Genomic DNA, 24,488 nt, shown 5'->3' with positions numbered 1-24,488 from the left:
AGTCATAACAATCCGCGTTTGATAATTAATAGCAACAAAGATGATCTACAAAAATCTTGACTGGCCTCTTTATCAGGCCAATCTTACCAAAACTGGTTTCATACTGCTACCCTCACTCCTCTCAAAAAACGAATGTGAGGATTTAACGGATGTGTTCGATATACCTGATTTGTATCGCAAAACCATCGTGATGCAAAAACATGGTTACGGTAGTGGCGAATACAAATACTTCAATTATCCATTACCAACTCTTGTAAATACACTTCGCCACGAGTTATTTGCTCAATTAGCGCCCATTGCCAATGACTGGAATGAAAAACTGGGACTTCCGCTACGTTATCCGGCTGCCCTTGATGAATGGCTGGAAACCTGCCACAAAGCTGGTCAAAATCGTCCCACACCCCTTATTCTAAAATACGGTTCTGGCGATTGGAACGCATTGCATCAGGATATGTACGGCGAGTTGTATTTCCCGTTTCAGGCCGTGCTTTTTCTAAGTCAGCCAGATGTCGATTACACGGGAGGAGAATTTGTCATGGTGGAACAACGCCCACGTATGCAATCGAAAGCCATTGTTTTACAGCCCCAACAAGGACAAATCGTGGTGTTTACTACAAAATACCGGCCAGCCAAAAGCACTCGTGGCTACTATCGGGCTGCTATGCGACATGGTGTCAGCGAAGTACGTTCTGGGACGCGGATTAATTTGGGTTTGATTTTTCACGATGCCGCATGATACGTCATACTGAACTGGGCGCAACTCCCTACGCACGCCTGCGAACGTTGGTTAAACTGATCAGATCGAGCAGTGTTACGTTAGGTGGTCATCGGCCGGGCAAGATTTATGGCCGTCTTGACTGTCGGACAGGCAAACGTATGAAACCCGAAAACCGCGTATTTTTCAGAGACGTACCCGAAGCGGTTTCAGCCGGTTATCGACCTTGCGCGGTGTGTTTACCGGAAACCTACACACTGTGGAAGCGTGACCAATAACCTACTTGCCCGTCTCATGGTTTTTCGTTAATCTTGTTAAGGTATCAAGCCAACACAGATATGACTGAAATAGCCGAAAAAAAGCCGCGTCGGAATACATCACCACGTCGGAACAGGCGATTATCTTCTCGCAGTATTCCTCCTGCTCTCATTTATGAAATGTGGAACGGTAAACCGATTTATTACCACGGATACCAGGATGTACTGGCAGGTAAGAAATCCATTGAGGAAGTCATGTCGTGTTCTGATTTACAGGGAGTTTTAGTTTCTACTCTGCATGGTTATTTGTATAACCTTATCAACCGTAAAAAGTATTTGCTTGCTACAAATGAAATTGGTCTTCATTTGGCGTTGAATGATAATTTGTGTAATGACATAGTTATTTACGAAAGAGAAAAGCTTGGCAAACTTCAGGGCAAATATTTCGACGTAGCGCCGAAAGTAGTTATTGAAGTCGATATAAATGCCGACCTATCAGATTTCCCCAACAAAGCCGACGAATACATCATCCAGAAATCGCAGAAACTGCTTGATTTTGGTGTTGAGAAAATACTTTGGGTTATTACGAGTATGCAGAAAGTATACATTATTGAACAGGGTAACCCAACCTGGTACATTGTCAACTGGTCCGAAACCATTCAGTTCGTAGACGATTGTCACCTCAGCATCAAACAACTACTTGACGAAGAAGATATTGCATATTGACTTTAACGTAGCAGAAACCTCAAAGCAATTTTTTCAACACCGCTACGCTACGTTCCAATTCAGCTTCCGTACTTGATGCAAATCCAAATCGGGTGCCGTTCAATCGCTGACCCGGCGGATTGTGGGACAAACCATTGGAGAAAAACAATCCTTTTTGTTCGGCACGTATCGCTAGCGATTGCATATCTACATCCTGACCAAAACGTGCCCAGACAGCTAAGCCGCCATCGGGTTTTGTGAACTCTACTTCGTTGCCTAATTCATGAGTCAGTAAATCGCAGAAACAATCCCGACGCGACTGATACGTACGTAGCGCTTTCCGGAAATGCCGTTTCAATTCACCTGTTTTGAATAACTGACCAATGGCAAATTCGAGCATGGGGTCGCCCTGTCGGTCGATGATACGTCGGAGTCGGGCCAGTTCATCAATCAGGGCGGTTGGTGCCACTACGTAGCCAATCCGGAAAGCGGGTGCAACAGATTTTGTTAGTGAACCTACATAGACAACCATCCCTTTTCGATCGGCGCTGGCTAGTGGCAGTATCGGGCGGCTGAGGTAGTGAAAATCATAATCATAATCATCTTCTAGCACCACAAATCCATATTGTTCAGCTAGTTGCAGCAACCGGATACGCCGGTCGGCACGTAGCGTCACTGTGGTGGGGTAATGGTGGTGGGGTGTCACAAATACCAACCGAATCGATTGCTTCTCGCAAATTTGAGCCAGCCTATCAATGTCCATTCCATGCTGATCGACAGGGATGGCTTGAATAGTAGCTCCCGCTTTTCGAATATTCATCGTGGCTCCGGCCCAGGTTGTCTCTCCCGTAACGACGATATCACCCGGACGTAGCAAGGTCTGACACGCCAGATGAAGACCCATAATACTGCCTCGTGTAATGAGGATATTTTCGGGCGTGGTACGTAGCCCGCGCGTTTCGTTCAGATGCTGTGAAAGTTGCTCACGTAGCAGCGGGTGACCTTTGGTGGTTGCGTACCCGAAATGCTGCTGCGGATTTCCCCACCGAAAGTACGATCGATATGCCCGGCTTAACTCCTCCATCGGAGCCAACCGAATATCCGGAAAACCGTCGTCCAGATGAAGGCCAGCCGTATTTGTCATGACGGGACGTAGCAGAAAGTCAATGGTTTCGAAGGCGAAACCAGGTGTATCAATCACCGACGAATCTGTATCAGCAGGCAGGGTATCTGCCACAAACGGCTGGGGTACTACCTCCGGAAAGTGCGTCGCTACGTAGGTACCACTCCCCGACCGGCTTTCAAGCCATCCCTGCGCTAATCCTTCATCATAGGCCGCAACAACAGTTTGACGATTCAGTTCGAGCCCCTGCGCCAGTTGCCGCGTTCCCGGAAGTCGTTGACCAGGTTTCAGCGTTCCAATGCGAATAAGTTGACCGAGCTGGTTACTCAATTGCACAAAGACAGGCGTTTGCGACGCTTTGTCGAGTTTAAGTAAAGAAACAAGTGATACCATAACCGGACTACTTACATTCTAAAAACTGGACGATTTTGATAGTCCGGCAAAATACGACATTTGATCTATAATTAACTCTACAACCAGTCGACAACCGACTGTTACCTACCAGATGCAAACCACTCGAACTACGCCCAGCCGCCTGGCCAAACGCGCCAGTTATGACGCTGAAACTATCCACCCCATTCTGGACGAAGCCTTATTCTGTACGGTTAGTTACAGCTTTAACGGACAGCCGATGGCAATACCAACGGCCTTCGCCCGTAAAGGTGACATTTTGTACATTCATGGATCAGTAGGGAGCCATTTTATACGTAGCATCGAAAACGGCGAACCTGTGTGTATTTCAGTGATGCTGGCCGATGGTCTGGTGCTGGCGAAATCAGCGTTTCACCACTCGGTCAATTACCGATCTGTTGTCATTTTTGCCAACGCCGAAAAAGTAACCGACGAAGACGAGCGTATGGAAGCCCTCGCCCTGATCACCGACCACTTGATTCCGGGCCGCTGGGATAATTTACGTCCAACTACAGCCAGCGAAATGAAAAAAACAACGGTGCTGGCCTTCTCTCTGGCGGAAGCTTCGGCCAAACTACGTACCGGCGGACCGAACGATGATCCTGAAGACGAGGATTTACCGACCTGGGCGGGTGTAATTCCCTTAAAAACGATTCGCCAAACGCCTATTCCCAAAGAAGGCGATAAAGCCATTTCGCTACCTGACTATCTGCAATGATAATCGTCGAACTGACCGCTGCCAATAATTTTGGCTACGCTTCTTTTATGCAAACTGGTTTTGCAGCTCATCAGGATTGCTTCCGCATCAGTCCAGCCGACGCATTTGGCGAACCTTTTCCGACTACGGGTCAACCCGATAACTTTACTCTTGGTGCTCTTACTGACGCTAATGAACTGGCGGGTTCGGTAAGTTTCAGGCGCGAAGGAGAAACCCGTAAAAAGCTCCGCCACAAGGGGTTACTGTTCGCCATGTACGTAGCGGCCGACTATAGCGGTCAGGGTATTGGGCGAATGTTACTGGAAGAAGTTGTCCGCCGAGCGCGACAATTGCCCAATATAGAACAGATTAATCTGAGCGTCCTGGCGTCTAATGAACGGGCTAAACGGCAGTACTATAAGTTAGGGTTTCGCTCGTATTCGTACGAAAAAAACGCTATAAAAGATGGTGATCGCTATTACGATGAAGAGCTAATGGTGCTTTTCTTAAACGAGACGGTCCAATAATTCACAGTCGTCAAACATAATTCAGAACGTATTATGCTAGCTATCAATGACGTAATACTTTTTGCGCTTGCTGCACTGGGGCTCGTCCTAACGCCGGGACCGAATATGATTTACCTCATTTCCAGATCTATAACGCAGGGAAAACGAGCCGGTCTTGTGTCGCTTGTGGGTGTGATTGTCGGTTTTCTGGGGCATATTTTTCTGGTATCAGCGGGATTGACGGCCGTATTTCTGGCGATACCTATGGCTTATGAAATTCTGCGATGGCTGGGGGTCGGTTATTTGCTTTATCTGGCCTGGGAGTCCGTAAAACCCGGAAGTATCTCGCCTTTTCAAACGCGCGATCTACCACATGATTCTGATTGGAAATTGTTTCGGATGGGCTTTTTGACGAATGCGCTTAATCCTAAAGTAGCCATTTTTTACCTGTCGTTTTTCCCACAATTTACGCATCCGGAACACGGTTCGTTGTGGTTACAGAATATGCAGTTGGGTTTTATTCAACTTACCATTAGTGGCACAGTGAATACAATCATTATTCTCTCAGCCGCCCAACTGGCACGCTGGTTTCAAGACCGTCCAGCTTACATTCGAGTGCAGAAATGGCTCATGGCTAGTATTCTGACTGGTTTAGCGATACGTATGGCGGTCGATAGAGGGAAGTAAACCCGTTATTCTATGAAAATTCAGTTTTCGCCGGAGGAAGGGCTCAAACAGTTGCAAGTCAGTCCAAACGAATTTGTCGAACTGTTTTCGCATGGAAGTCTGGTTGTTGAATATTATAAACCCGATCAGGTTGACAAACAACAGCCGCACCGGCGCGACGAGGTGTACGTCATTACGTCGGGTAGCGGTACGTTCGATTATGCGGGCGAGAAAATGGCGGTTAAACCCGGCGCTCTATTATTTGTGCCAGCAGGCATCGAACATCGATTTGAGAATTTTACGGATGATTTCGCTACGTGGGTGCTCTTCTATGGACCCGACGGTGGCGAACAACCCGCAACTTTGTAATTCATTATCGTAGTACGTAGTATGGCCAAACAGCATCATTATAATCTGACCGTTACGTGGACTGGCAACAAAGGGGAAGGCACGAGCGGCTATCGTTCCTACGAACGCGCCCATATCATCTCGGCAGAAAACAAGCCTGATATTCCCGGCTCATCAGATCCATCGTTTCGCGGGGATAAAACCCGCTACAATCCTGAAGAAATGCTGGTAGGGTCAATTTCGACCTGCCATATGCTGTGGTTTCTGCACTTATGTGCGGAAACTGGTGTCGTCGTCGTCAAGTATACCGACTCGCCAACAGGAACAATGGTCGAAACGGCTGATGGTGGCGGACATTTTGACAACGTAACGCTTTATCCGAACGTAGTGGTTGCCGACGTAACGATGATTGATAAAGTTAATGAGCTACATCAGCGGGCTAATGAACTGTGTTTCATTGCCAATTCGTGTAATTTCCCAATACACCATCAGCCTACTTGCGTTGCGGCTACGTAGCATATTGTCTGGGCCAAGCTCCAGCTTGGCCCGTGAGTGAAATAATTAGTTTCTACAGGGCCAAGCTGGAGCTTGGCCCTGACAATAGCTCTATTTTTTTTCGTGATACACCAGCACCGGAACTTCTGATTTCTCAATCAGTTTCGATACGTGGTTCGGATGCAGCCACTCATCCAGAAAACCTGTCTTGGGATATAACTGCATTACGATCAGATCAGCATGAACATTGTCAAGCTGGTCTTCGGTAAGCACAGTTAGCTCAGCGTCAAAAGCTTCCACCAACGATTCCGTCTGAGTCGTTACTACATCCTGGGTGGTTTGCGACTGCATGGCGTAGGCAATCGTATGAACCTGCACTGGTCGAATGGATTTACCCTCTTCGGTCATTGGGATAATTAATACCGGGCAGCGAGCCTCATCTGCTACGTCGGTTACGGCGCTACCCGCCAGCCGAGCGAAGAATGTACTAAGATCGCTACGTCCCATGACAATCAGATCGGCCGAAAACAACAGGGCGGCATCTAAGATTTCATCCTCAACCGCTCCCAAACGCCATTCCGTCGTAACCGAAAGTCCTTCTGCCCGCAACGTAGTCGCCAGTATTTCCAGTCGCTGCCGGCTAATATCTTCGACTTCCTGCGCCACAATAACGCCCATACCAGGGTCGGCGATGGTTGGCAAAGTTGTATCGGGAATGATAGGCTGTTGAACGTGCAGTAACGTAATGGTCGCGCCAGTTTTATGGGCAAACAAACGCGCCCAATCCAGCGCGGCATCCGTACTATTCGAGAAATCGGTAGGGAAAAGCAGGTTTGTCATAAATAAGTTTACGGTTTACGCGAGTTCAAAATATTGAGTACCCGCATAAACCGTAAACAACAAATGCTATACTATGTTCAGCGTCTCGGCGGTGGCGGTGTATTTCCTTCGTCCTGATTGCTGTTTAGTTTCTGAATAGCCAGCAGTTGGCTCATGGTTTTCTCCATACCTTCGGTTGAACCATCCAGGAAAATGACGTTACCCTTCCCATTTTCGGCAAAATGCTTAATAGCTTCCGTCCAGATGGAGAATAAAATCAGCGATGCATCGAGTTTGGCTTCGTTCATGACCCGCGCTGATTCGGCCATCCCTTTTGCCACTTCTTCCCGGAACAACGCTACGCCCTGACCCCGCAATTGTGAGGCTGTTTTCTCGGCTTCGGCCGAAATCTGAATGGCGTTTCCTTCCGCTTGTGCGGCCTTGGTTTTCGTAATTAACAACGCCTGACCTTCGTTTTCAGCGGCCGCTTTGAGGTTTGACGAAGCCACCACCTGCGCCATCGACCGCATGATTACTTCATCAAAAGCGATGTCATTCAATTGTAAATCAATCAGATGATACCCCCAGCTTTCGAGCAACGTATCAATTTGTGATTTTACGTGCTCAATGATTTCGGTACGTAACGACAGAATTTCGGATTGTTTTTTAGTGGCGACAAAACTACGTATCGACCCCTCAATGGTACGTATCAGAGCCTGCATAAACGATGCTTCGTCGATAAACTTAAACGCTACGTTCTTGATGGTTTGTTCTTCCTGATTCAATACTGAGTACACCAGCATAGCCTTGAAGTTAACATTGGCCTGGTCGGCGGTGATGGCCTGGAACGCCAGTTCGACGGAGCGGTTCTGTATCGAGATACGTCGGTAAATGAATTCGATGAATGGGATTTTAAAATTTAAACCCGGCGTCATAACGCGGGTATATTTACCAAAAACTGTTACAACCGCCACGGTTCCCTGCCGGACAACGACAACAGAGAGATACAATACGATAACAGCTAGAATGACTAATACTAGAAAAAAGTCCATTTGGTGAAGAGGTTAAGACAAAAAAACGGATTCTGCGCCAATGTACAGAATCCGTTGAAATACTGAGAGAATTATTGTTTGTTCGGAAGAATTGGCGCTTAATTACTAGCCGACAATCCGTATCCAACCGCATTTCGTTGATGATAATAGACCATCAGCGCCATTAAAAAACCTGTAAACGCCATAACGGCCCCAACTAGTTGGGGCGACGCATAGCCCAAACCGGCGGCTATAGGTAGCCCACCCAGATAAGCGCCTAACGCATTTCCCATATTAAATCCGGCCTGACTAACCGAAGAACCCAACATCTCGGAACCGTTCGACGCACGTATCATCAAAATTTGAATAGGCGCGCCTAATGAAAAGGCAACCGCGCCCGTAATGAACGTCATAACAAGCAAAGGAATCTGGAAAGGAGCTACGAAATAAATGACGGTTAAACAGACTACCATTAGCGCCAGAAACAAAGCCGTAGCCTTGACAGGCGAAATCAAATCGGCGACACGGCCCGATACCAGATTGCCCACAGCCATACCACAACCCGCCAGAACCAGAATCCAGGTAAGCTGATTATGACTGAAATGCGCTACTTCGGTGAGCAAAGGTGCGATATAGCTGAACCAGGCAAACAAACCACCCGTTCCGATGGCCGTAATGCCCAATATTAACCATGGTTCTACGTAGGTAAACAGTTTAAGGTCTTTCCGCAGATTTGTTTCGCCGACAACAGGCATTGCGGGTAGAAACCGCTGGATACTTGCCATCGTAATCAGGCCCACAGCGGCAATAATCAAAAACGTTAGCCGCCAACTCATGGTATGACCAATGTACGTACCGAGCGGAACCCCAATAATATTAGCGATGGTGAGCCCGGCGAACATCATGGAAATGGCTTGCGCTTCTTTACCGCGACCAGCTAACCGACTAGCTACAACCGATCCAACACCAAAAAAAGCGCCATGCGGCAGACCGGATAAAAGCCGGGTCAACATCATGGTTTCGTAATTGGGCGCAAACGACGAGAGCGCGTTACAGAACGTAAACAAAGCCATCAAACCCAATAGAATCTTTTTAGGCGGGTAATTTCCGGCAATGCCCACCAGCAACGGTGCGCCCAGAACTACTCCAAGAGCATAGGACGAAATCAGGTGACCCGCAACGGGAATCGAGATGTGTAGCGAACTAGCGATGTCTGGCAGAATGCCCATTATAACGAATTCAGTCATGCCAATACCGAATCCTCCGATGGTGAGCGGTGATAAACTCCTTTTCATTTTTGCAGCTTTCTATTTCTATCAATCAACGTTTGCGCTTTCTAAAAAAAACGCAATACGCCATTGACTTTTCTGGTAGTATTCAACTATTGAAATAGAAAAAATACAAAAATGTTCCCGGTACTACGAATGTTCTAATTTATTAGTTCGTGAATGCAATTGCGATTACTAAGCTCAAAAAAAGCCCGACGATAATCCGTCGGGCGTAGTAATTAACTTGCCTGTTTTAGATCAGTCCAACTTTCCAGAGGAATAGTAACTTGCTGGGCAGGCGGTTCACCATGTTGATAAATCGCTTCAAATCTATTTTCGATTTGCTTTAATGTTTTGATATCGTAATACTTCTCACCGCAATATGTGCATACCTGCGCAGGCACGTCATCAACGACCATCAGCAAGCCATTACGTTGATAGATATACTGCGCTGATACGTGTTTGAAGTCTTCATTACCACAAAAGCTGCATTTATCGGTCATGGCCTGTTACGTTTAAATGGTGTAATAAATTTGGGGGGTGTCGGAATATAAACGGTTATGATAATTGCCTGACTATTTCGTCTGCCCACAACAATATGTACTGGCTTCCCTTCCGTCGTAAATCCAGCCACTAAACAACTTACACCTCGCCCCGTATCAACGTATTGTTCAAGAATTATACCATTCAAGATAGCTTCCTCTACTTCAAGTAGAGTCAAATTATCAGCCAATCGTTCCTTATCTGCATGGGCTGAATAAAGGTACTCCTGAATATTTACACAACTTTTTACCCAGTCAATGTCAATCATTCTTTTAAAAAAAGTATACGACTGGCTAAAATCAGTGTGCCAGCAACCAGTTTTCGCCGGTGCCGATGCCAGTTTCCATATGGACGGCCATTGGGATGGCGTTTTTCATGATGTCATCGACTCGTTCACGTAACAGATCGATTTCGTCACGATGGGCGTCGAATACGAGTTCATCGTGTACGGTCAGAATCATTTTTGATTTCAGACGCTCCTGCTGCATGAACTCGTGGATACGTATCATGGCAATCTTGAGCATATCGGCGGCACTACCCTGTATGGGCGCGTTCACGGCGTTACGTTCGGCAAACATCCGGTCGGTCTGGTTGCGCGAATTGATATCGCGAAGGTAGCGACGGCGGCCCAGAATAGTTTCAGCGTAACCAAAGCCGCGCGCTTTTTCGATGCACTGATCGATGTAATCTTTCACCGCCGGAAATCCAGCGAAATATTCCTCAATAATTTCAGCCGCTTCTTTACGGGGAATCTTCAGCCGCTGCGATAGTCCAAAGGCGGAAATACCGTAAATAATCCCGAAATTGATGGTTTTAGCTTTCCGACGCATATCGCTCGTGACCTCATCCAGCCCAACGTGGAAAACCTTGCTGGCCGTCTGCGTATGGATATCGACACCATTATTAAACGCATCGAGCATCGTTTTATCGCCACTGAAAGCCGCCATGATACGTAGCTCAATCTGAGAATAGTCGGCCGACATAATCAGGAATTCCGGTCCACGCGGAACAAACGCTTTCCGAATTTCCTGGCCGCGCGGGGTACGTATCGGAATGTTCTGCAAGTTCGGATTCACTGACGACAACCGGCCAGTGGCAGCAACTGCCTGATTGAACGACGTATGCACCCGCCCGGTACGTGGACTAATGAGTTGGGGCAGTACGTCGACATACGTATTTTTGAGTTTTATCAACTCGCGGTAATCCAAAATTTTGCGGGCAATTTCGTGCTCAACTTCCAGTTTCGACAAGACTTCCTCGCCTGTCGCGTATTGGCCGGTTTTAGTCTTTTTAGCGTTCTTATCGAGCTTCAGTTTTTCGAACAGAACTTCGCCCAATTGTTTTGGCGAACCGATGTTGAACGACTCGCCCGCTATAGCAAAAATCTCCTGCTGAACCTGCCGCATATCGGTGTCCAACGTAGCAGATAAATCAGCCAGCGCTTTCGTATCGAGCGTAACGCCTTCCAGTTCCAGGTCCGTAAGTACCCGAACGAGCGGCATTTCAACCTGATCGAACAGTTTGTGGAGATTATCTTTTTCGAGTCGGGGGGCGAAAGCTTGTTTCAGTTGCAACGTAATGTCAGCGTCTTCGGCAGCGTAATCAACCACTTTCTGAATCTCAACATCACGCATCGTGAGCTGTCCCTTCCCCTTCTTCCCAATCAGCGACTCAATCTCTACCGGACTGTAATTCAGATACGTCATGGCCATCATATCCATGTTATGGCGCATTTCCGGCTCAATGAGGTAGTGCGCAATCATGGTATCGAACAGTTTCCCCTGCACCTCAACGCCGTATTTTTTCAGCATCAAAAGGTCATATTTCAGGTTCTGCCCAATCTTACCAATAGACGGGTTTTCGAGCACAGGTTTAAACTGATCAACAATTGCCTGCGCTTCAGCACGATCCTCAGGAACGGGAACATAGAAGGCTTCGCTTGAACGATACGCAAACGACAAACCCACTAAATCAGCCTCTACGGGGTCGAGGGCGGTGGTTTCGGAATCGAAACAGATACTTTCCTGAAGGCCCAGGTAATGCACCAAACTAGCCCGCATTTCCGGCGTATCGACCAGCCGGTAATCATGTTTCACCGACAGAATCGTTTTCCGACGTTCGGGTTGATTTTCATCTATTTCGTAATCCGGATAAACGTCCAGATATGCCGGGGTCCGGCCATCCGGCCGCTCAGTAACTTCCGTACCCGGTTTATCATCGGTTGTAATCGTTTCGGTAACCTGGCCGGGCGTTGCCTTCGTTGCCGATGCTACGGGAACTTTCACCGCAGTACGTTTGCCTTTCGGTTTCTCAGTCGAGGGCACCGACGACGTAGTATCGCCTGAAAAGTCGAACGGCAAATCGTCCGCTCCCGACGGGTTGACCGCGCTCATGTTGGGAAACGGCATAAACGCAGGCGTATCGCCACCCGGTGAATCGAACAGATTCATCTGATTAGCACCACCCGCCTTAAACGCAGCAGGAAGCGGTTTTTCGTCAAAGTCAGATCCGAGCAGCCGTGTTTTCATCTGCCGGAACTCCAGTTCATCCAGCAAGGCAGCCAACCTGGGTTTATCATACTCCGTATGCCGCAGTTTGTTTTCGTCAAACTCAACCGGTACGTCCAGGTGAATCGTCGCCAGTTGTTTCGACAACAGCCCCTGCTGCCCGAAATTTACTACGTTCTCTTTCAGTTTACCTTTCAGTTCGTCGGCACGGGCAATCAGGTTCTCAACCGACCCAAAATCGGCAATGAGTTTCTGTGCTGTTTTTTCGCCTACGCCCGGAATCCCCGGAATATTATCAACCGAATCGCCCATGAGCCCCAGCATGTCAGTGACCTGATCGATACGTTCGATCTGCCAGCGGTCCAGCACTTCCTTTACACCCAGTTTTTCGACGGGTTTCCCCATGAAAGCGGGCTTGTAAATCTTAACATGTTCTTCCACCAATTGCCCGTAATCTTTATCAGGCGTCATCATATACACCTCAAAATCAGCCAGTGCCGCTTTTTTGGCGATGGTTCCGATGATATCGTCCGCTTCGTAACCTTCCAGAATTAAAATCGGAATGTGCATGGCCTCTACAATCTTTTTAATGTAGGGGACAGCCACGCTAATATCTTCCGGCTGCGACTGCCGGGTAGCTTTATATTGTGGAAATTGCTCGTGGCGGAAGGTCTTCTTCGCCGAATCGAACGCAATGCCGATGTGGGTAGGTTTTTCTTTCGTCAGGACTTCGATCATGGCGTTCATAAAGCCAAAAATCGCCGACGTATTAACACCTCGCGACGAGATGCGCGGGGATTTGCTAAAGGCAAAATGAGCGCGGTAAACCAGAGCCAGCGCGTCTAACAGGAAGAGTTTTTTCTGTGGTTGGGCCATTCGAAAGAAGTCACAAATCAATTCGCCAAAGGTCGAAAGTCTTAAGGACAATCACGCATTTTAGGTGGACAAATTGATGATTTTGCAGGAGAAATTCCCTACTTAAAGAACGTTCGCGGAGGGGTTTTGATTCCTGTGAGATGGGTCAAAACGACGTAGAGACAAGGCACGCCTTGTCTCTACGTTGGGACGTTAATTAGTTAAAAAAACCGTTACTGCGGCAATAACAATCTATCAATAATATGCACAACCCCGTTGGTTGCTGTGATATCCGGGAACGTAACATTCGCGGCCGACGTACCGTTTCCTTTCCCTGTAAGCGTAACAGCGGTCGCGCTGGACGTAGCGGTAATGGTTCCGCCCTGCAACGTAGTAAGACTAGAGCCGTTAGTAATCAAGGGCGTATAGGTACGGCTAGTCAATACGTGGTAGCCTAACACGCTGTTTAACGTAGCGACGGGAGCTTTAGCAATGGCCGTAGAGTCGTACCCGGCCGCCCGGAAGGCTGCATCTGTTGGCGCAAACACGGTGATTGTGTTTGCCGACGCCAGCGTTGTTGCAGAACCTACTCGCGTTACTGCTGCCTGAAGCAACTTGAAGGACGCAGATGGTACCAGCGTAGGGATGCCCTGAATAGTCTTGACTACGTCTCCAAAGATTGGTGGCAACAAAATTCGATCGATGGCGTGTACAACACCGTTTGTAGCCGCTCCATCAGCCTGCACGATTCGGGCACCGTTTACCGAAATTGTCGTTGCCGATGAAGAAGTTGCCGACGTTGACGTACCCGAGGTCAATGTTACTTTCGAAATATAAACCGGTGCATTAGCCATCGTTTGCTGCGGATTGTTGAGACCTGCCTGTATGTTGGCAGCGCCAATTCGAGTCGATAAAACGTGGTACTGCAACACCGATTTCAAGAGTTCGGCAGGGGCGGCATTGATGGCTGCTACGTCGGCATAGCCAAATGCTTTAAACGCATCGTCAGTCGGCGCAAACAGCGTAAACGTACCAGCCTGATTCAACGTAGCGTCCATCCCGGCTTTCGTCAGAGCGGCTTTGAGAATGGTAAAGCGGCTCCCGTTGCTGATAAGTTGGCTAATGGTTGATAACGCAGGGGCCGTTTCCTCCTGCTTTTTACAGGCCGAAAAAAAGACCGTCAGTCCGCTTAAAATTGATAATAACAAGCCCCAGTCTCGCAGAACATGCGCGGGTCGATTTTTGTAGATCATCTGATTAGTAATGGAAAACGTGTTCAAAACAGGGTATTCATTCTCCAATGAACGGCAATTCAAGGGTTTTGTTTCACAGGCGATATCCGTCGACGTTGTTTGTCTATTTCAATTTTCGCTCGTTGGTTTGTAAAAAAATAGTCAATAGTCGGTAGTCATTAGTTATAATGCTTACTGGTAGCTGAAATTAAAAAATCACCCCCGACTAGCTACTGTTGACCAGCGACTTACTCAAAAAATGCCTCAACCAAAACTTGCCCGCGAATCGGTTACCGTGATGACCGAAATGGTGCTTCCCAACGACACGAACACGCTCAATAATCTGATGGGTGGCCGGCTTCTGCATTTCATGGACATTGCCGCAGCCATTGCCGCCCAGAAACACTCCAATCGGGTTGTTGTTACAGCTTCCGTCGACAACGTATCATTTTCTGAACCCATTCGGTTAGGCAACATTGTCACAATGAAAGCGCAGGTAACGCGAGCCTTCAGTTCATCGATGGAAGTATTTATTGAGGTTTGGGCCGAAGATATTCCGGCGGGCGTTCGGGTGAGTACGAACAGTGCGTTCTACACGTTCGTGGCCGTCGATCAGAGCGGTCGCCCTATTGAAGTGCCCGCCGTTATTCCCGAAACCGACGAAGAAAAAGATCGATATGCCAGCGCGCTACGTCGACGACAATTACGTCTGGTACTGGCTGGTCGAATGAAGCCACAGGACGCCCAGGAGTTGCGGGAGTTTTTGAAAGTCTGAACCGCACCGGCGGCCCGGCGGGATTTTAACAGGATTGTAAAGATTGACAGAATTTTGTTTTCTGCGTTACCTGTCGCTGGATGAAGAAATCTTGTAAATCTTTTCATCCTGTTAAAATCCTGCCGGGCCGCCGGTGCGGTTCAGAATAGTTCAGTTGGCCATCCGTAACGATTGCCAGGCCACCATCTGCCACTGATTGTTAGTTTTTACATAAACAGACAGATAGCGCAGATGTAAATTATTTGTCTGTCCATTACTGTTGACTTTCGACAGACAGACGCCATTAATTACGGCTGTATTTCCGTAGAGACGAACATTTTGCTCCTCAGGATCAATGGCTTCGTACTTCGATTTACCACTACGTAGCGATTGGATAAAGGTTTCTTTGGAATCTTTATTACCATTTGAATGCGTGTAGATCAAATCATTCGCCAATACTTTATTCAGTAGATCATAATCACCACTTACCTGAGCGGCAAACCGCTGTTTTTCAGTGTCAATCACCGCTTTTTCGTCGGCAGACAATGATTTTTGCGTGGTTGATGTAGCAGCTGCCGATGGAGCTACGGGCGCTTGTGCATATACATATTGCCCGGCAAAGAGCAGGCAGAGAACCAAAATGGATTTCATGATCGCTTTAGTTTAGCATTGAAAAGTCTCTCATTTACAGTCTTTACTGTTTCAAGAAGAGTTGCTCGTTTCGTAGCATTCACAAAAAAACCGGTCGTCTGACCGGTTTTACTACGTAATGAATTACGGAAAAAGAGACTATGACGATACCTATTTTTTTGTACCGGTAATGGCTTCAATGCGACTAATGGTCGAACCAGTTTGTACGGTTTCGGTGGTAGTCGTAATAGCAATTTGGTTTTTATCAAATACGCCAGTAGCGCTAAAGTCACCTTCGAAATTGGTTGCCTTGCCGTTGACATTAACCGTAATCTGGTCACGGCTCCGGTCAATAACCTTAAAACCGTTTCCTTCTAGTTCAGCTGTAACTTTAAAAGGGCGATTGAGCTTTACCTCAATATAAATTTCTTTGGCGTTTGCTCCTTTCGTAATTACGATGGATGTGGTACCGGTTTCTGGTGGAAATTCAAGTGTCGCCAACTTAATTGAGCTTTGATAACCACCATCGTACGTACCAACGTACTGATCACGCGGATCGACGTCAGTGCCGGAACCGCCATTTTTTTTACAACCGGAAACAAAAAAGCTGGTAATTAAGACAGCCAGGAACGTAGCGCGGAAAGTGCGAACGGCGTAAGGAGTAGCCATGATGATTTATAAGTATGGGTTATTAATACTTATCGACTATCAAACGCCGTGCCATGTTTGTTAAGTATAAATTCATAAAAAAAGTGCGAATTTATAATAACCTACGTAGTAAAATAAGCCACTAACAATCTATAAACCAATAGGTTAATCTATTAATTGATTATTAACCTTCACATTTTTTAGCGTAAATCCTTTTACTACGTTTTTGTCCATAGCCGCGTTTTTGCTTTCCACGGCGAAGTTTTCAAATGTAAAATTGGAGAGCCTGTCGCGTTCCGAAACGGCTACGTCGAAGAACGTATCACAGGTAAGTTCAATGTTTTTTAGCACTACGTGGTTTGCGTACGAAATCGGTACGTCCTGACGACCCTGTAAGTCGTAAAACTGCGTCCAGGGTTTTGCATACAGAAGGCTATGCGCCTGCCCCTTAATATTTTCCACGCTAATGTATTCGTAAAGTTGTGGTGTGTCGGGCCGCATCTTAAGCCATAACACACGACTAGCTTCACTCACATGGCAGTTGCGCATCACTACGTTATGGTTGTGAATGGCTTCACTACCACAAGTCAGCGCTGAATGGCAAAAGCCAAATTCACAGTCTTCAATTAAAATGTTGGTATTGGCGCCGTTGTTCGGTACACGGTCGGCCCACGGCCCCTTGCCGCCTTTGAGGGCAATCGCGTCATCGTTTACCGACATGTAGCAGCCTTTGATATGCACGTTCGTACAGGCATCGATGTCGATGGCATCGGTACTAGGCGCTTTTACGGGCTTGTAGGGCGAGAAAATATGGGCATCCAGTACGTTCACATTCTGGCATTGGTAATAATGACTCGTCCAGAAACCCGCGTTGTGCAGTTTTACGTCCTGCACCTGTACGTTACTGCATTTCCAGATGAATACCAGCCGAGGCCGCGAAACTTCTAGGTTCGTGCAGTTAGGATTTTCTTTACGTCGTTGCCAAAAAGCTTCCCAGAAACGCAATCCGTTCCCATCAATTTTCCCTTTTCCCGAAATCGTAAACCCATCGACCTGATACGCATTGACGAGAGCTGCGAAATAATCAAGGCTTTGGCCTTCCATACGAGAAGGTAATTTTGGGTAGTCGGTGATATTGTCGGAACCTTTCAGAACGGCACCTTCTGCTACGTGCAAATGCGTTTTGGGTTTGAAAAACAAGGCTCCGCTCATAAACGTACCTTTCGGAATCACAACCACGCCCCCACCTTTTTCGGCTACGCTGTCGATGACCTTCTGAATGGCTCCGGTCTGCACGAGTGTGCTGTCTGATTTCACACCAAAGTCAGTAATTATATACGCTTTCCCGAGCTGAGCTAGGCTTACTTTTTTTGGGTTCGTAAACCAGCTACTCATCAAACTTCCATCGGGAAAAGTGGCTTTGGCAGAAGTTTGAGCGCGAATCGGTACGTTCCCGACAAGCATATATGCAAGTAAAAACAATATTTTTTTCATGTTGACAACGTAGCAGTCTTTGGTTGGTCTTTCTAAAATGCTAAGATGCGTAACCTTCATGAGCTATCCATCCTGTACCTTCAGGTGGTTTGTTAAACAGCAGCCTTTTGAGTATTGATGTTTTCTTAACGAATAGAAAATCAGCCGTTTTCACATTTCTCAGTGGGTACGTAGTAACTATTCGCTCACCTATTCTTTTTACCCCGTCAACGGCCGACCTGTTTGCTTCCGATTGACGACGTATCAAGTTGATACGTAGACAGCTCATACCCTACGATTCAACGTTTCATTCCCTTTTTGTCGCTTACCACAGTCACTACGTCATTTTTATGCAAACAAGCGAGCACATTAAAAACGAGGAAGTAAGCAGTTTGTACCGGAACTACGTCCTGGCGATGTTGACGCTGGTTTACGTCTTCAACTTTGTTGACCGTCAACTTCTTGTCATCCTTCAGGAGTCAATAAAAAAGGAGCTGCATTTGTCTGATACCCAGCTCGGGCTGCTTTCTGGGTTTACGTTTGCGCTATTTTACGTTACGTTAGGCATTCCCATCGCGCGCCTTGCCGACAAAACCAACCGTAGGAATATTGTAGCCGCGTCTCTGGCTCTATGGAGTATAATGACTGCCTGCTCGGGACTGGTGCGCAATTTCGTCCAGTTGTTAATGGCACGTATTGGCGTGGGAGTCGGAGAAGCCGGAGGAAGCCCACCAGCACACGCTATGTTATCCGATTATTTCCCACCCGAAAAACGTGCAACAGCACTGTCTATTTACTCCACTGGCATTTACTTCGGGATTTTGGTGGGGTATTTAATGGGTGGGTATTTAAACCAGCGCCTTGGCTGGCGAACCGCTTTTTTTGTAGTAGGTGTACCGGGCGTTATTTTTTCATTGCTGTTCTACGCGTTGGTGAAAGAGCCTCGTCGTGGCGCAACGGATGCCAGCCCAGTGCTAGCAATCGAATCGCCTTCGCTGCGCGACGTATTAAAGCGGTTGTATGCCACCAAAACCTTCGTGTATCTGGCGCTGGCGACTGGGCTACACGTATTTTGTCTGTATGGCGTGAATAACTGGGCGCCCTCATTCCTGGCCAGACTTCACGGGATGAAGGGTGCCGAAATAGGCGCTTTGCTCGGGCCGCTCTTCGGCATCGGTGGGGCAATCGGTTCGTATGCTGGCGGGTTGTTGACCGACCATTTCGGAAAAATTGATAAACGACTGTATCTGAGAATCCCAGCGTACGCTATTATCATCTCTATTCCGTGCGCTACAGGTGCCCTTTTTCTACAGAATACGACCTATTCGCTGATCTGTTTGGGATTAACGGCGGCTCTTCAAAGTCTGTATTTAGGTCCGTCGATTGCCGTTTCGCATAGCCTTGTTCCGTCGTCGATGCGTTCGCTGACTTCGGCGATTCTGTTTTTTGTGCTCAATCTGGTCGGGTTGGGATTTGGGCCATTGACAGTTGGCATTATTAGCGATTGGCTTGCTCCGACATTGGGTAATGAGTCGCTACGTTGGGCCATGTCGATTGTCATTATTATCAGTGTTGGCTCAACTACGCTCTTTTTGATAGCCGCCAGAAAACTAACCGCCGATTTAAAATTGACACGTTGACGCTAGAAAATTCCATCAATAATCCTTTTCCTAAGCCATGCTTCGTTACCCGTTCGCCCTGTTGCTCTTGTTTTTCTTTACTGTAAATAAAAATCCAGCACAAGCGCAATCGAAAGCAAAAATTCTGACAGAAGCGGCTCCAGCAGCCGGCGGTTTTTCCGCTGACCGTCTGTCCCGATTAGACGCAAGTATGCAGGATTGGGTAAAGCAGAAATGGGTGAACGGTTCGGTGGTGCTGATTGCCCGTCATGGCAAAATCGTTTTCTACAAATCACATGGATATAATGACCCAACCACTAAATCACCCCTCGACAAAACCGGGATTTTTCGAGTAGCCTCACAAACAAAAGCACTCACTACAGTAGCCGTGATGATGCTTTGGGAGGAGGGAAAGTTTTCACTGGACGATCCGGTCTCAAAATTCATTCCGACGTTCGCCAATCAAAAAGTGCTGGCTACGTTCAACGCCAAAGACACCACGTATACAACTGTTCCAGCGAAACGGCCCATCACCATTCGCGACTTATTGACTCATACGTCGGGCCTGGGATATCCCGGAATCGGGACGCCATCGGAAATTGCCATTTATGCCAAAAGCAATTTGACAGGTGGAGTTGGTGTTGATGTAAAAGGCCAAACCCTTGCCGACGCCATGACTCGATTGGGGACCTTACCACTCTTTTTTCAACCCGGCGAGCAATGGAAATACGGGCTGAACATGGACGTATTGGGCTATCTGATTGAGAAATGGTCAGGCATGAATCTCGAAGAATTTTTTCAGAAGCGTATTTGTCAGCCCCTCGGCATGAAAGACACTTACTTTAACGTACCACCCGAAAAAGCATCACGACTGGTCAATTTTTTCCAGGGTGATTCGACAGGAAATATACAAAAGCAATCGTCGGTTTTTGGCGGGGCGCTCGATATGAATTACCCGCTCAAAAAACATACCTATTTTTCGGGCGGTGGCGGCATGTCGACTACGGTTTATGATTATGCTGTTTTTCTGCAAATGTTGCTGAACGGCGGTGAGTACAACGGCGTAAGATTACTCGCCCGCAATACGGTACGTCTGATGACCATAAATCAAATTGGCGATCTCAATCCCAACATCGGGGATCATGCTCTTGACAATAAATTCGGGTTCGGCTTTCTGGTTATTTCTGAAAACGGAAGCCGATTTACGCCTAGTCAGGCCGGTACGTATTCCTGGGGTGGCGTATTTTCAACCTCGTATTGGGTTGATCCTAAGGAAGATATGCTCGTGTTGATTTACCGAAATATGTGGGGACCCTACGTATCAAATACCGATAAAGCCTTTAGACCGTTGGTTTACCAAGCGATTAACGATTGAGACAGGGCGGTTGACTACTTTCCGTTTCACTCTCAGCCCTTTACCAAAAACTTCTAAAAATCCCTAAATTTCTCTGTCCCCATCCCAACCGGATTTCCTATTTTTAAGGAACAAAATCAGTTTTAATCCTTAAATCTGATAAATCCCGCCGGGTAGCCGGTGCTATTTAGACATGCAATTTTCCCATCTCCACTGCCACACTCAGTATTCACTGCTCGACGGGCAAGCCGACATTAAGAAGCTGATTAAGAAGGCCAAAGCCGACAATATGCCCGCCGTCGCCATCACCGATCACGGCAATATGTTCGGCGTGTTCGAGTTCGTGGCGGAGTCGGCCAAACAGGGCATCAAGCCCATTGTTGGCTGTGAGTTCTACGTAGTGGACGATCATACCCGGAAGCAGTTTACCAAAGAACAGAAAGATATTCGTTACCACCAGCTGCTGCTGGCGAAGAATCCTCAGGGTTACAAAAACCTGGCGAAACTCTGCTCGCTGGGCTACATGGAAGGGCTCTACGGGAAATATCCGCGTGTCACGAAAGAGCTGATTGACAAGTACAAAGAAGGGCTCATCGCCACTACGTGCTGCATCGGGGCCATTGTGCCCAAAACCATCCTGAAAAAAGGCGAAGAGGCCGGTGAAGCCGAATTCAAGTGGTGGCTGGATCGCTTCGGTGAAGATTACTACGTTGAATTGCAACGGCACGAAATTCCGGACCAGATCAAAGCCAACGAAGTGCTGGTGAAGTTTGCTCGCAAGTACAACGTAAAGATTATTGCGTCGAACGATTCGCACTACGTTGATCGCGACGACTGGGTGGCGCACGACATTCTGTTGTGCGTGAATACGGGCGAAAAGCAAAGCACACCGTCAATGAAGGAATTCAATGACGATGAAGTGATGCCCAAAAACACCCGTTTCGCGTTCTTCTCCGACCAGTTCTATTTCAAGAACACGCAGGAGATGAGCACGTTGTTTCACGACTTGCCCGAAGCCATCGACAACACCAACGAGATTGTCGACAAGGTCGAAGTGCTGAAGCTCAAACGTGATATTCTCCTGCCGAACTTCCCGATTCCGCAAGAGTTCCAGATTCACGCCGACGACGTAGCAAACCAGTGGGAATACCTCAAACACCTGACCTACGAAGGCGCGAAAAAGCGTTGGGGCGAAATTGACCAGAAATCGCAGGAACGTATTGATTTCGAGCTTTTTACCATCAAAACGATGGGTTTTGCCGGATACTTCCTCATCGTATCCGACTTCATCAAAGCCGGTCGCGATCTGGGCGTGATGGTTGGACCTGGTCGGGGAAGTGCTGCCGGAAGCGCCGTGGCGTACTGCATTGGCATCACCAACATCGACCCCATCAAATACGATTTACTGTTCGAACGGTTTCTGAACCCCGACCGGAAATCAATGCCCGATATCGATACCGATTTTGACGACGAAGGCCGTCAACGGGTTATCGACTACGTAGTGGACAAGTACGGCAAGCAGCAGGTAGCCGCCATTGTTACGTATGGTACGATGGCCGCCAAATCGTCCATTAAAGACGTTGGTCGCGTGATGGACCTGCCCCTCCCCGACGCCAACGCCCTGGCGAAACTCGTGCCCGATAAGCCGACGTACAACATGACCCTCAAACGCATTTTTGAGGACCCCATCGACGGACCGGGTGGACTAGCCAACATCATTCAGCCCGACGAAGTAGAGAATGTTCGCAAGATGCGGGCGCTCGAAGCGGGCGATCAGAACGTGGGGCGGGCCATGAAGTTAATCGATACGGAGAAAGTACAGAACGTATTACAGCAGGCGCGTCGCCTGGAGGGTACGGTACGTAACACGGGCGTTCACGCAGCGGGCATCATCATTGCGCCCGACGATCTGTCAAACATTGTCCCGGTCTCTACGTCGAAAGATACGAACCTGATTATCACGCAGTACGAAGGAAAAGTCATCGAAGATGCGGGCGTTATCAAGATGGACTTTCTGGGGCTGCGTAACCTTACGATCATCAAAGAATGTCTGCGATTGCTCAAGCAGAATCATGGAGGCTTATTGATCAATGATGTCGAAACGGACATTGACGATATCCCACTGGATGATCCGAAAGCCTACGAACTGTTTCAACGGGGCGAAACCAATGCCATTTTCCAGTTCGAATCCGATGGGATGAAAAAGCACATGAAGGACCTCAAGCCCGACCGCTTTGGGGACCTCATTGCGATGAACGCCCTCTACCGTCCGGGGCCGATTCAGTATATTCCAAACTACATTAACCGGAAACACGGCCGCGAAGAAGTAAAATACGATCTCCCCGAAATGGAGGAGTTTTTGGCTGATACGTATGGCATTACGGTTTACCAGGAACAATTGATGCTCCTTTCGCAAAAGCTCGGCAATTTCACAAAGGGTGATGCCGACGTATTGCGGAAGGCGATGGGTAAGAAAGACCGGGCCACGCTCGACAAGATGAAGGGCAAGTTTATGGAAGGCTGTTCAGCCAATAAGCTTCCTTTAAAAACCTGCGAGAAAATCTGGACCGACTGGGAAGCCTTTGCGTCATACGCCTTTAACAAATCGCACTCAACCTGTTACGCCTTCGTCGCTTACCAGACGGCTTACCTCAAAACGTATTACAAAGCCGAATACATGGCTGCCGTATTAACGAGCTGCCTGGGCAACATCGAAAAAATTACATTCTTCTTAGAGGAATGTAAAAACATCGGTATTCCCGTACTCGGCCCCGACGTGAACGAGTCGGAGCGCGTATTTGGCGTAAATAAAAATGGTGAAATCCGGTTTGGATTGGGCGGTATCAAAGGCGCGGGCGATGCGGCCGTAGAAGCCATCATTGAAGAACGGAGTGCTGGCGGAGCTTATAAGGACATTTTCGACTTTGCGATACGTGTCAATCTGCGTACGGTGAATAAAAAAACCTGGGAATCGTTAGCTTATGCCGGTGCTTTTGACAGCATCGACGAATACCATCGGGCTCAATATTTTGACATGGCAGATGGTGATACGTCGCCGTTTCTGGATAAGGTTATTCGCTACGCCAACAACTACCACGCCGAAAAAGCCGCTGCTCAGCAGTCATTATTTGGCGCCATGATGAATGGCGAGCCTATGATTGCTCGTCCTAAAGCGCCAACGGTGCCCGAATGGAACCAGATTGAAAAGCTAAAATTTGAGAAAGACGTAGTAGGCTTCTACATCACAGGCCATCCGCTCGACGAATTCAAACTTGAACTGGAAGGTTTCTGCAACTGTACACTCGACAAAATTTACGAAGTCAAAACGCCTGAGATTAAGGTTGCCGGGATTGTCTCGGCAATGCAGACGAAAATTGCCAAGAATGGCAACCCCTTCTGTATCTTCAAGATAGAAGACTATAATACGTCCATTGAGTTGGCCCTCTTCGGCGACGATTACGTTCGATTGGGGCAATACATCGATGTGGGCCGGTTCCTGCACATCACGGGCAAAACGCAGAACCGCTGGAACTCCGATAACCTGGAATTTAAGCCAACAACCATTCGGCTGCTATCGGAAATGCGCGAAAAGTTCTGCAAGGAAATTCGCGTTTCGCTCACGCTGGATTCTTTAAATGCGCAACTAGTTTCTCAGATCAATGAGTTAGTTAATGCACATCCAGGCACATGCACGCTATCCCTGAACGTAGTGGATCCAATCGAACGGATCGAAGTCAGTTTACAGTCCCGAACCCTGAAAGTGTTCCCAGCCAATACGTTCCTGCGGGCGCTTGAAGCTATGGACGGCGTTACGTGTAAGGTGGCGTAAAGA

At 47.8% G+C, this 24,488-nt stretch carries 23 protein-coding genes; 12 read left to right on the top strand and 11 right to left on the bottom strand.

What is annotated here, in order from left to right:
- The first annotated feature begins 40 nt into the window (after positions 1-40).
- From ACYVF1_RS24790 to ACYVF1_RS24780, 3 genes are read left to right on the top strand one after another with little or no spacing between them, the layout of a single operon-like run.
- The gene (locus ACYVF1_RS24790; protein WP_461083983.1) at positions 41-736 is read left to right on the top strand and encodes a 2OG-Fe(II) oxygenase; all 696 of its coding nucleotides are present in this window, start codon (positions 41-43) and stop codon (positions 734-736) included.
- Positions 733-993, top strand: a complete 261-nt coding sequence (locus ACYVF1_RS24785) for an Ada metal-binding domain-containing protein (protein WP_461083981.1) — start codon at positions 733-735, stop codon at positions 991-993. The genes ACYVF1_RS24790 and ACYVF1_RS24785 overlap by 4 nt, the downstream gene beginning before the upstream one ends.
- Before the next feature lie 60 nt (positions 994-1,053).
- Entirely contained in the window at positions 1,054-1,698 is a 645-nt protein-coding gene (locus tag ACYVF1_RS24780; RefSeq protein WP_461083979.1) for a Uma2 family endonuclease, read from the top strand.
- A gap of 19 nt (positions 1,699-1,717) precedes the next feature.
- Here the strand turns inward: ACYVF1_RS24780 and ACYVF1_RS24775 are convergent, their stop codons facing one another.
- Complete coding sequence (locus tag ACYVF1_RS24775) at positions 1,718-3,193, bottom strand: aminotransferase-like domain-containing protein (RefSeq protein ID WP_461083976.1); 1,476 nt, start codon at positions 3,191-3,193, stop codon at positions 1,718-1,720.
- Between the two features lie 112 nt (positions 3,194-3,305).
- Between ACYVF1_RS24775 and ACYVF1_RS24770 the strand changes: the two genes are divergently transcribed.
- Genes ACYVF1_RS24770 through ACYVF1_RS24750 form a run of 5 tightly spaced genes read left to right on the top strand, consistent with a single transcriptional unit; the run spans position 3,306 to position 5,944 of the window.
- On the top strand, positions 3,306-3,929 hold the full coding sequence (locus ACYVF1_RS24770) for a pyridoxamine 5'-phosphate oxidase family protein (protein WP_461083974.1): 624 nt from the start codon (positions 3,306-3,308) through the stop codon (positions 3,927-3,929).
- Positions 3,926-4,435: a GNAT family N-acetyltransferase gene (locus ACYVF1_RS24765; protein ID WP_461083972.1), complete on the top strand. Its 510-nt coding sequence runs from the start codon at positions 3,926-3,928 to the stop codon at positions 4,433-4,435. Before ACYVF1_RS24770 ends, ACYVF1_RS24765 begins: the two co-directional genes overlap by 4 nt.
- A gap of 33 nt (positions 4,436-4,468) precedes the next feature.
- Positions 4,469-5,101 (top strand): LysE family translocator, encoded by a 633-nt coding sequence (locus ACYVF1_RS24760; protein ID WP_461083970.1) that lies wholly within the window; start codon positions 4,469-4,471, stop codon positions 5,099-5,101.
- A 12-nt stretch (positions 5,102-5,113) separates the two neighbouring features.
- Positions 5,114-5,449, top strand: a complete 336-nt coding sequence (locus ACYVF1_RS24755) for a cupin domain-containing protein (RefSeq protein WP_461083968.1) — start codon at positions 5,114-5,116, stop codon at positions 5,447-5,449.
- A 21-nt stretch (positions 5,450-5,470) separates the two neighbouring features.
- Positions 5,471-5,944: an OsmC family protein gene (locus ACYVF1_RS24750; RefSeq protein WP_461083966.1), complete on the top strand. Its 474-nt coding sequence runs from the start codon at positions 5,471-5,473 to the stop codon at positions 5,942-5,944.
- 90 nt (positions 5,945-6,034) lie between these two features.
- Here ACYVF1_RS24750 and ACYVF1_RS24745 read toward each other — a convergent pair whose 3' ends face one another.
- The 7 genes from ACYVF1_RS24745 to ACYVF1_RS24715 form a co-directional block, all read right to left on the bottom strand.
- Positions 6,035-6,763 carry a universal stress protein gene (locus tag ACYVF1_RS24745; RefSeq protein WP_461083964.1) on the bottom strand — a complete coding sequence of 243 codons (729 nt, stop codon included), beginning with the start codon at positions 6,761-6,763 and terminating at the stop codon, positions 6,035-6,037.
- Positions 6,764-6,840: 77 nt separating this feature from the next.
- Positions 6,841-7,794, bottom strand: coding sequence for an SPFH domain-containing protein (locus ACYVF1_RS24740; protein WP_461083962.1), 954 nt, complete (start codon positions 7,792-7,794; stop codon positions 6,841-6,843).
- 98 nt (positions 7,795-7,892) lie between these two features.
- Complete coding sequence (locus tag ACYVF1_RS24735) at positions 7,893-9,068, bottom strand: MFS transporter (protein ID WP_461083960.1); 1,176 nt, start codon at positions 9,066-9,068, stop codon at positions 7,893-7,895.
- Positions 9,069-9,280: 212 nt separating this feature from the next.
- Positions 9,281-9,544: a type II toxin-antitoxin system MqsA family antitoxin gene (locus ACYVF1_RS24730; RefSeq protein WP_461083958.1), complete on the bottom strand. Its 264-nt coding sequence runs from the start codon at positions 9,542-9,544 to the stop codon at positions 9,281-9,283.
- Entirely contained in the window at positions 9,541-9,852 is a 312-nt protein-coding gene (locus ACYVF1_RS24725) for a DUF4258 domain-containing protein (RefSeq protein ID WP_461083956.1), read from the bottom strand. The genes ACYVF1_RS24730 and ACYVF1_RS24725 overlap by 4 nt, the downstream gene beginning before the upstream one ends.
- A 31-nt stretch (positions 9,853-9,883) precedes the next feature.
- A complete protein-coding gene (polA, locus tag ACYVF1_RS24720; RefSeq protein WP_461083954.1) occupies positions 9,884-12,967 on the bottom strand; it encodes a DNA polymerase I in 3,084 nt (1,027 codons plus the stop codon).
- Between the two features lie 212 nt (positions 12,968-13,179).
- On the bottom strand, positions 13,180-14,199 hold the full coding sequence (locus ACYVF1_RS24715) for a fasciclin domain-containing protein (protein WP_461083952.1): 1,020 nt from the start codon (positions 14,197-14,199) through the stop codon (positions 13,180-13,182).
- Positions 14,200-14,437: 238 nt separating this feature from the next.
- On the opposite strand from ACYVF1_RS24715, the gene ACYVF1_RS24710 reads away from it, so the two are divergent.
- The gene (locus ACYVF1_RS24710) at positions 14,438-14,953 is read left to right on the top strand and encodes an acyl-CoA thioesterase (RefSeq protein ID WP_461083950.1); all 516 of its coding nucleotides are present in this window, start codon (positions 14,438-14,440) and stop codon (positions 14,951-14,953) included.
- Positions 14,954-15,103: 150 nt separating this feature from the next.
- Here ACYVF1_RS24710 and ACYVF1_RS24705 read toward each other — a convergent pair whose 3' ends face one another.
- The 3 genes from ACYVF1_RS24705 to ACYVF1_RS24695 all read right to left on the bottom strand — a co-directional run bounded on the left by ACYVF1_RS24705 (position 15,104) and on the right by ACYVF1_RS24695 (position 17,704).
- Complete coding sequence (locus ACYVF1_RS24705) at positions 15,104-15,583, bottom strand: nuclear transport factor 2 family protein (protein ID WP_461083948.1); 480 nt, start codon at positions 15,581-15,583, stop codon at positions 15,104-15,106.
- A gap of 150 nt (positions 15,584-15,733) precedes the next feature.
- Complete coding sequence (locus ACYVF1_RS24700; protein ID WP_461083946.1) at positions 15,734-16,231, bottom strand: hypothetical protein; 498 nt, start codon at positions 16,229-16,231, stop codon at positions 15,734-15,736.
- Between the two features lie 144 nt (positions 16,232-16,375).
- The gene (locus tag ACYVF1_RS24695) at positions 16,376-17,704 is read right to left on the bottom strand and encodes a rhamnogalacturonidase (protein WP_461083944.1); all 1,329 of its coding nucleotides are present in this window, start codon (positions 17,702-17,704) and stop codon (positions 16,376-16,378) included.
- 329 nt (positions 17,705-18,033) lie between these two features.
- Between ACYVF1_RS24695 and ACYVF1_RS24690 the strand changes: the two genes are divergently transcribed.
- The 3 genes from ACYVF1_RS24690 (at position 18,034) to dnaE (ending at position 24,485) form a co-directional block, all read left to right on the top strand.
- A complete protein-coding gene (locus ACYVF1_RS24690; RefSeq protein ID WP_461083942.1) occupies positions 18,034-19,323 on the top strand; it encodes a spinster family MFS transporter in 1,290 nt (429 codons plus the stop codon).
- Positions 19,324-19,360: 37 nt separating this feature from the next.
- Entirely contained in the window at positions 19,361-20,677 is a 1,317-nt protein-coding gene (locus ACYVF1_RS24685; protein WP_461083940.1) for a serine hydrolase domain-containing protein, read from the top strand.
- 172 nt (positions 20,678-20,849) lie between these two features.
- On the top strand, positions 20,850-24,485 hold the full coding sequence (dnaE, locus tag ACYVF1_RS24680) for a DNA polymerase III subunit alpha (protein ID WP_461083938.1): 3,636 nt from the start codon (positions 20,850-20,852) through the stop codon (positions 24,483-24,485).
- The last annotated feature ends 3 nt before the right edge of the window (positions 24,486-24,488 follow it).

Source organism: Spirosoma flavus, from assembly GCF_054778555.1.
The sequence above is the reverse complement of the archived record's forward strand: the minus strand, read 5'-3'. Positions and strand labels throughout refer to the sequence as shown.

Excerpts from the sequence above, each read along its gene's own strand:
- polA (WP_461083954.1), bottom strand. The coding sequence starts at position 12,967 with ATGGCCCAACCACAGAAAAAACTCTTCCTGTTAGACGCGCTGGCTCTG.
- ACYVF1_RS24735 (WP_461083960.1), bottom strand. The coding sequence starts at position 9,068 with ATGAAAAGGAGTTTATCACCGCTCACCATCGGAGGATTCGGTATTGGC.
- ACYVF1_RS24730 (WP_461083958.1), bottom strand. The coding sequence starts at position 9,544 with ATGACCGATAAATGCAGCTTTTGTGGTAATGAAGACTTCAAACACGTA.
- ACYVF1_RS24725 (WP_461083956.1), bottom strand. The coding sequence starts at position 9,852 with ATGATTGACATTGACTGGGTAAAAAGTTGTGTAAATATTCAGGAGTAC.
- dnaE (WP_461083938.1), top strand. The coding sequence starts at position 20,850 with ATGCAATTTTCCCATCTCCACTGCCACACTCAGTATTCACTGCTCGAC.
- ACYVF1_RS24750 (WP_461083966.1), top strand. The coding sequence starts at position 5,471 with ATGGCCAAACAGCATCATTATAATCTGACCGTTACGTGGACTGGCAAC.
- ACYVF1_RS24760 (WP_461083970.1), top strand. The coding sequence starts at position 4,469 with ATGCTAGCTATCAATGACGTAATACTTTTTGCGCTTGCTGCACTGGGG.
- ACYVF1_RS24765 (WP_461083972.1), top strand. The coding sequence starts at position 3,926 with ATGATAATCGTCGAACTGACCGCTGCCAATAATTTTGGCTACGCTTCT.
- ACYVF1_RS24695 (WP_461083944.1), bottom strand. The coding sequence starts at position 17,704 with ATGAAAAAAATATTGTTTTTACTTGCATATATGCTTGTCGGGAACGTA.
- ACYVF1_RS24705 (WP_461083948.1), bottom strand. The coding sequence starts at position 15,583 with ATGAAATCCATTTTGGTTCTCTGCCTGCTCTTTGCCGGGCAATATGTA.
- ACYVF1_RS24710 (WP_461083950.1), top strand. The coding sequence starts at position 14,438 with ATGCCTCAACCAAAACTTGCCCGCGAATCGGTTACCGTGATGACCGAA.
- ACYVF1_RS24715 (WP_461083952.1), bottom strand. The coding sequence starts at position 14,199 with ATGATCTACAAAAATCGACCCGCGCATGTTCTGCGAGACTGGGGCTTG.
- ACYVF1_RS24690 (WP_461083942.1), top strand. The coding sequence starts at position 18,034 with ATGCAAACAAGCGAGCACATTAAAAACGAGGAAGTAAGCAGTTTGTAC.
- ACYVF1_RS24790 (WP_461083983.1), top strand. The coding sequence starts at position 41 with ATGATCTACAAAAATCTTGACTGGCCTCTTTATCAGGCCAATCTTACC.
- ACYVF1_RS24745 (WP_461083964.1), bottom strand. The coding sequence starts at position 6,763 with ATGACAAACCTGCTTTTCCCTACCGATTTCTCGAATAGTACGGATGCC.
- ACYVF1_RS24700 (WP_461083946.1), bottom strand. The coding sequence starts at position 16,231 with ATGGCTACTCCTTACGCCGTTCGCACTTTCCGCGCTACGTTCCTGGCT.
- ACYVF1_RS24755 (WP_461083968.1), top strand. The coding sequence starts at position 5,114 with ATGAAAATTCAGTTTTCGCCGGAGGAAGGGCTCAAACAGTTGCAAGTC.
- ACYVF1_RS24780 (WP_461083979.1), top strand. The coding sequence starts at position 1,054 with ATGACTGAAATAGCCGAAAAAAAGCCGCGTCGGAATACATCACCACGT.
- ACYVF1_RS24685 (WP_461083940.1), top strand. The coding sequence starts at position 19,361 with ATGCTTCGTTACCCGTTCGCCCTGTTGCTCTTGTTTTTCTTTACTGTA.
- ACYVF1_RS24740 (WP_461083962.1), bottom strand. The coding sequence starts at position 7,794 with ATGGACTTTTTTCTAGTATTAGTCATTCTAGCTGTTATCGTATTGTAT.
- ACYVF1_RS24775 (WP_461083976.1), bottom strand. The coding sequence starts at position 3,193 with ATGGTATCACTTGTTTCTTTACTTAAACTCGACAAAGCGTCGCAAACG.
- ACYVF1_RS24770 (WP_461083974.1), top strand. The coding sequence starts at position 3,306 with ATGCAAACCACTCGAACTACGCCCAGCCGCCTGGCCAAACGCGCCAGT.
- ACYVF1_RS24785 (WP_461083981.1), top strand. The coding sequence starts at position 733 with ATGATACGTCATACTGAACTGGGCGCAACTCCCTACGCACGCCTGCGA.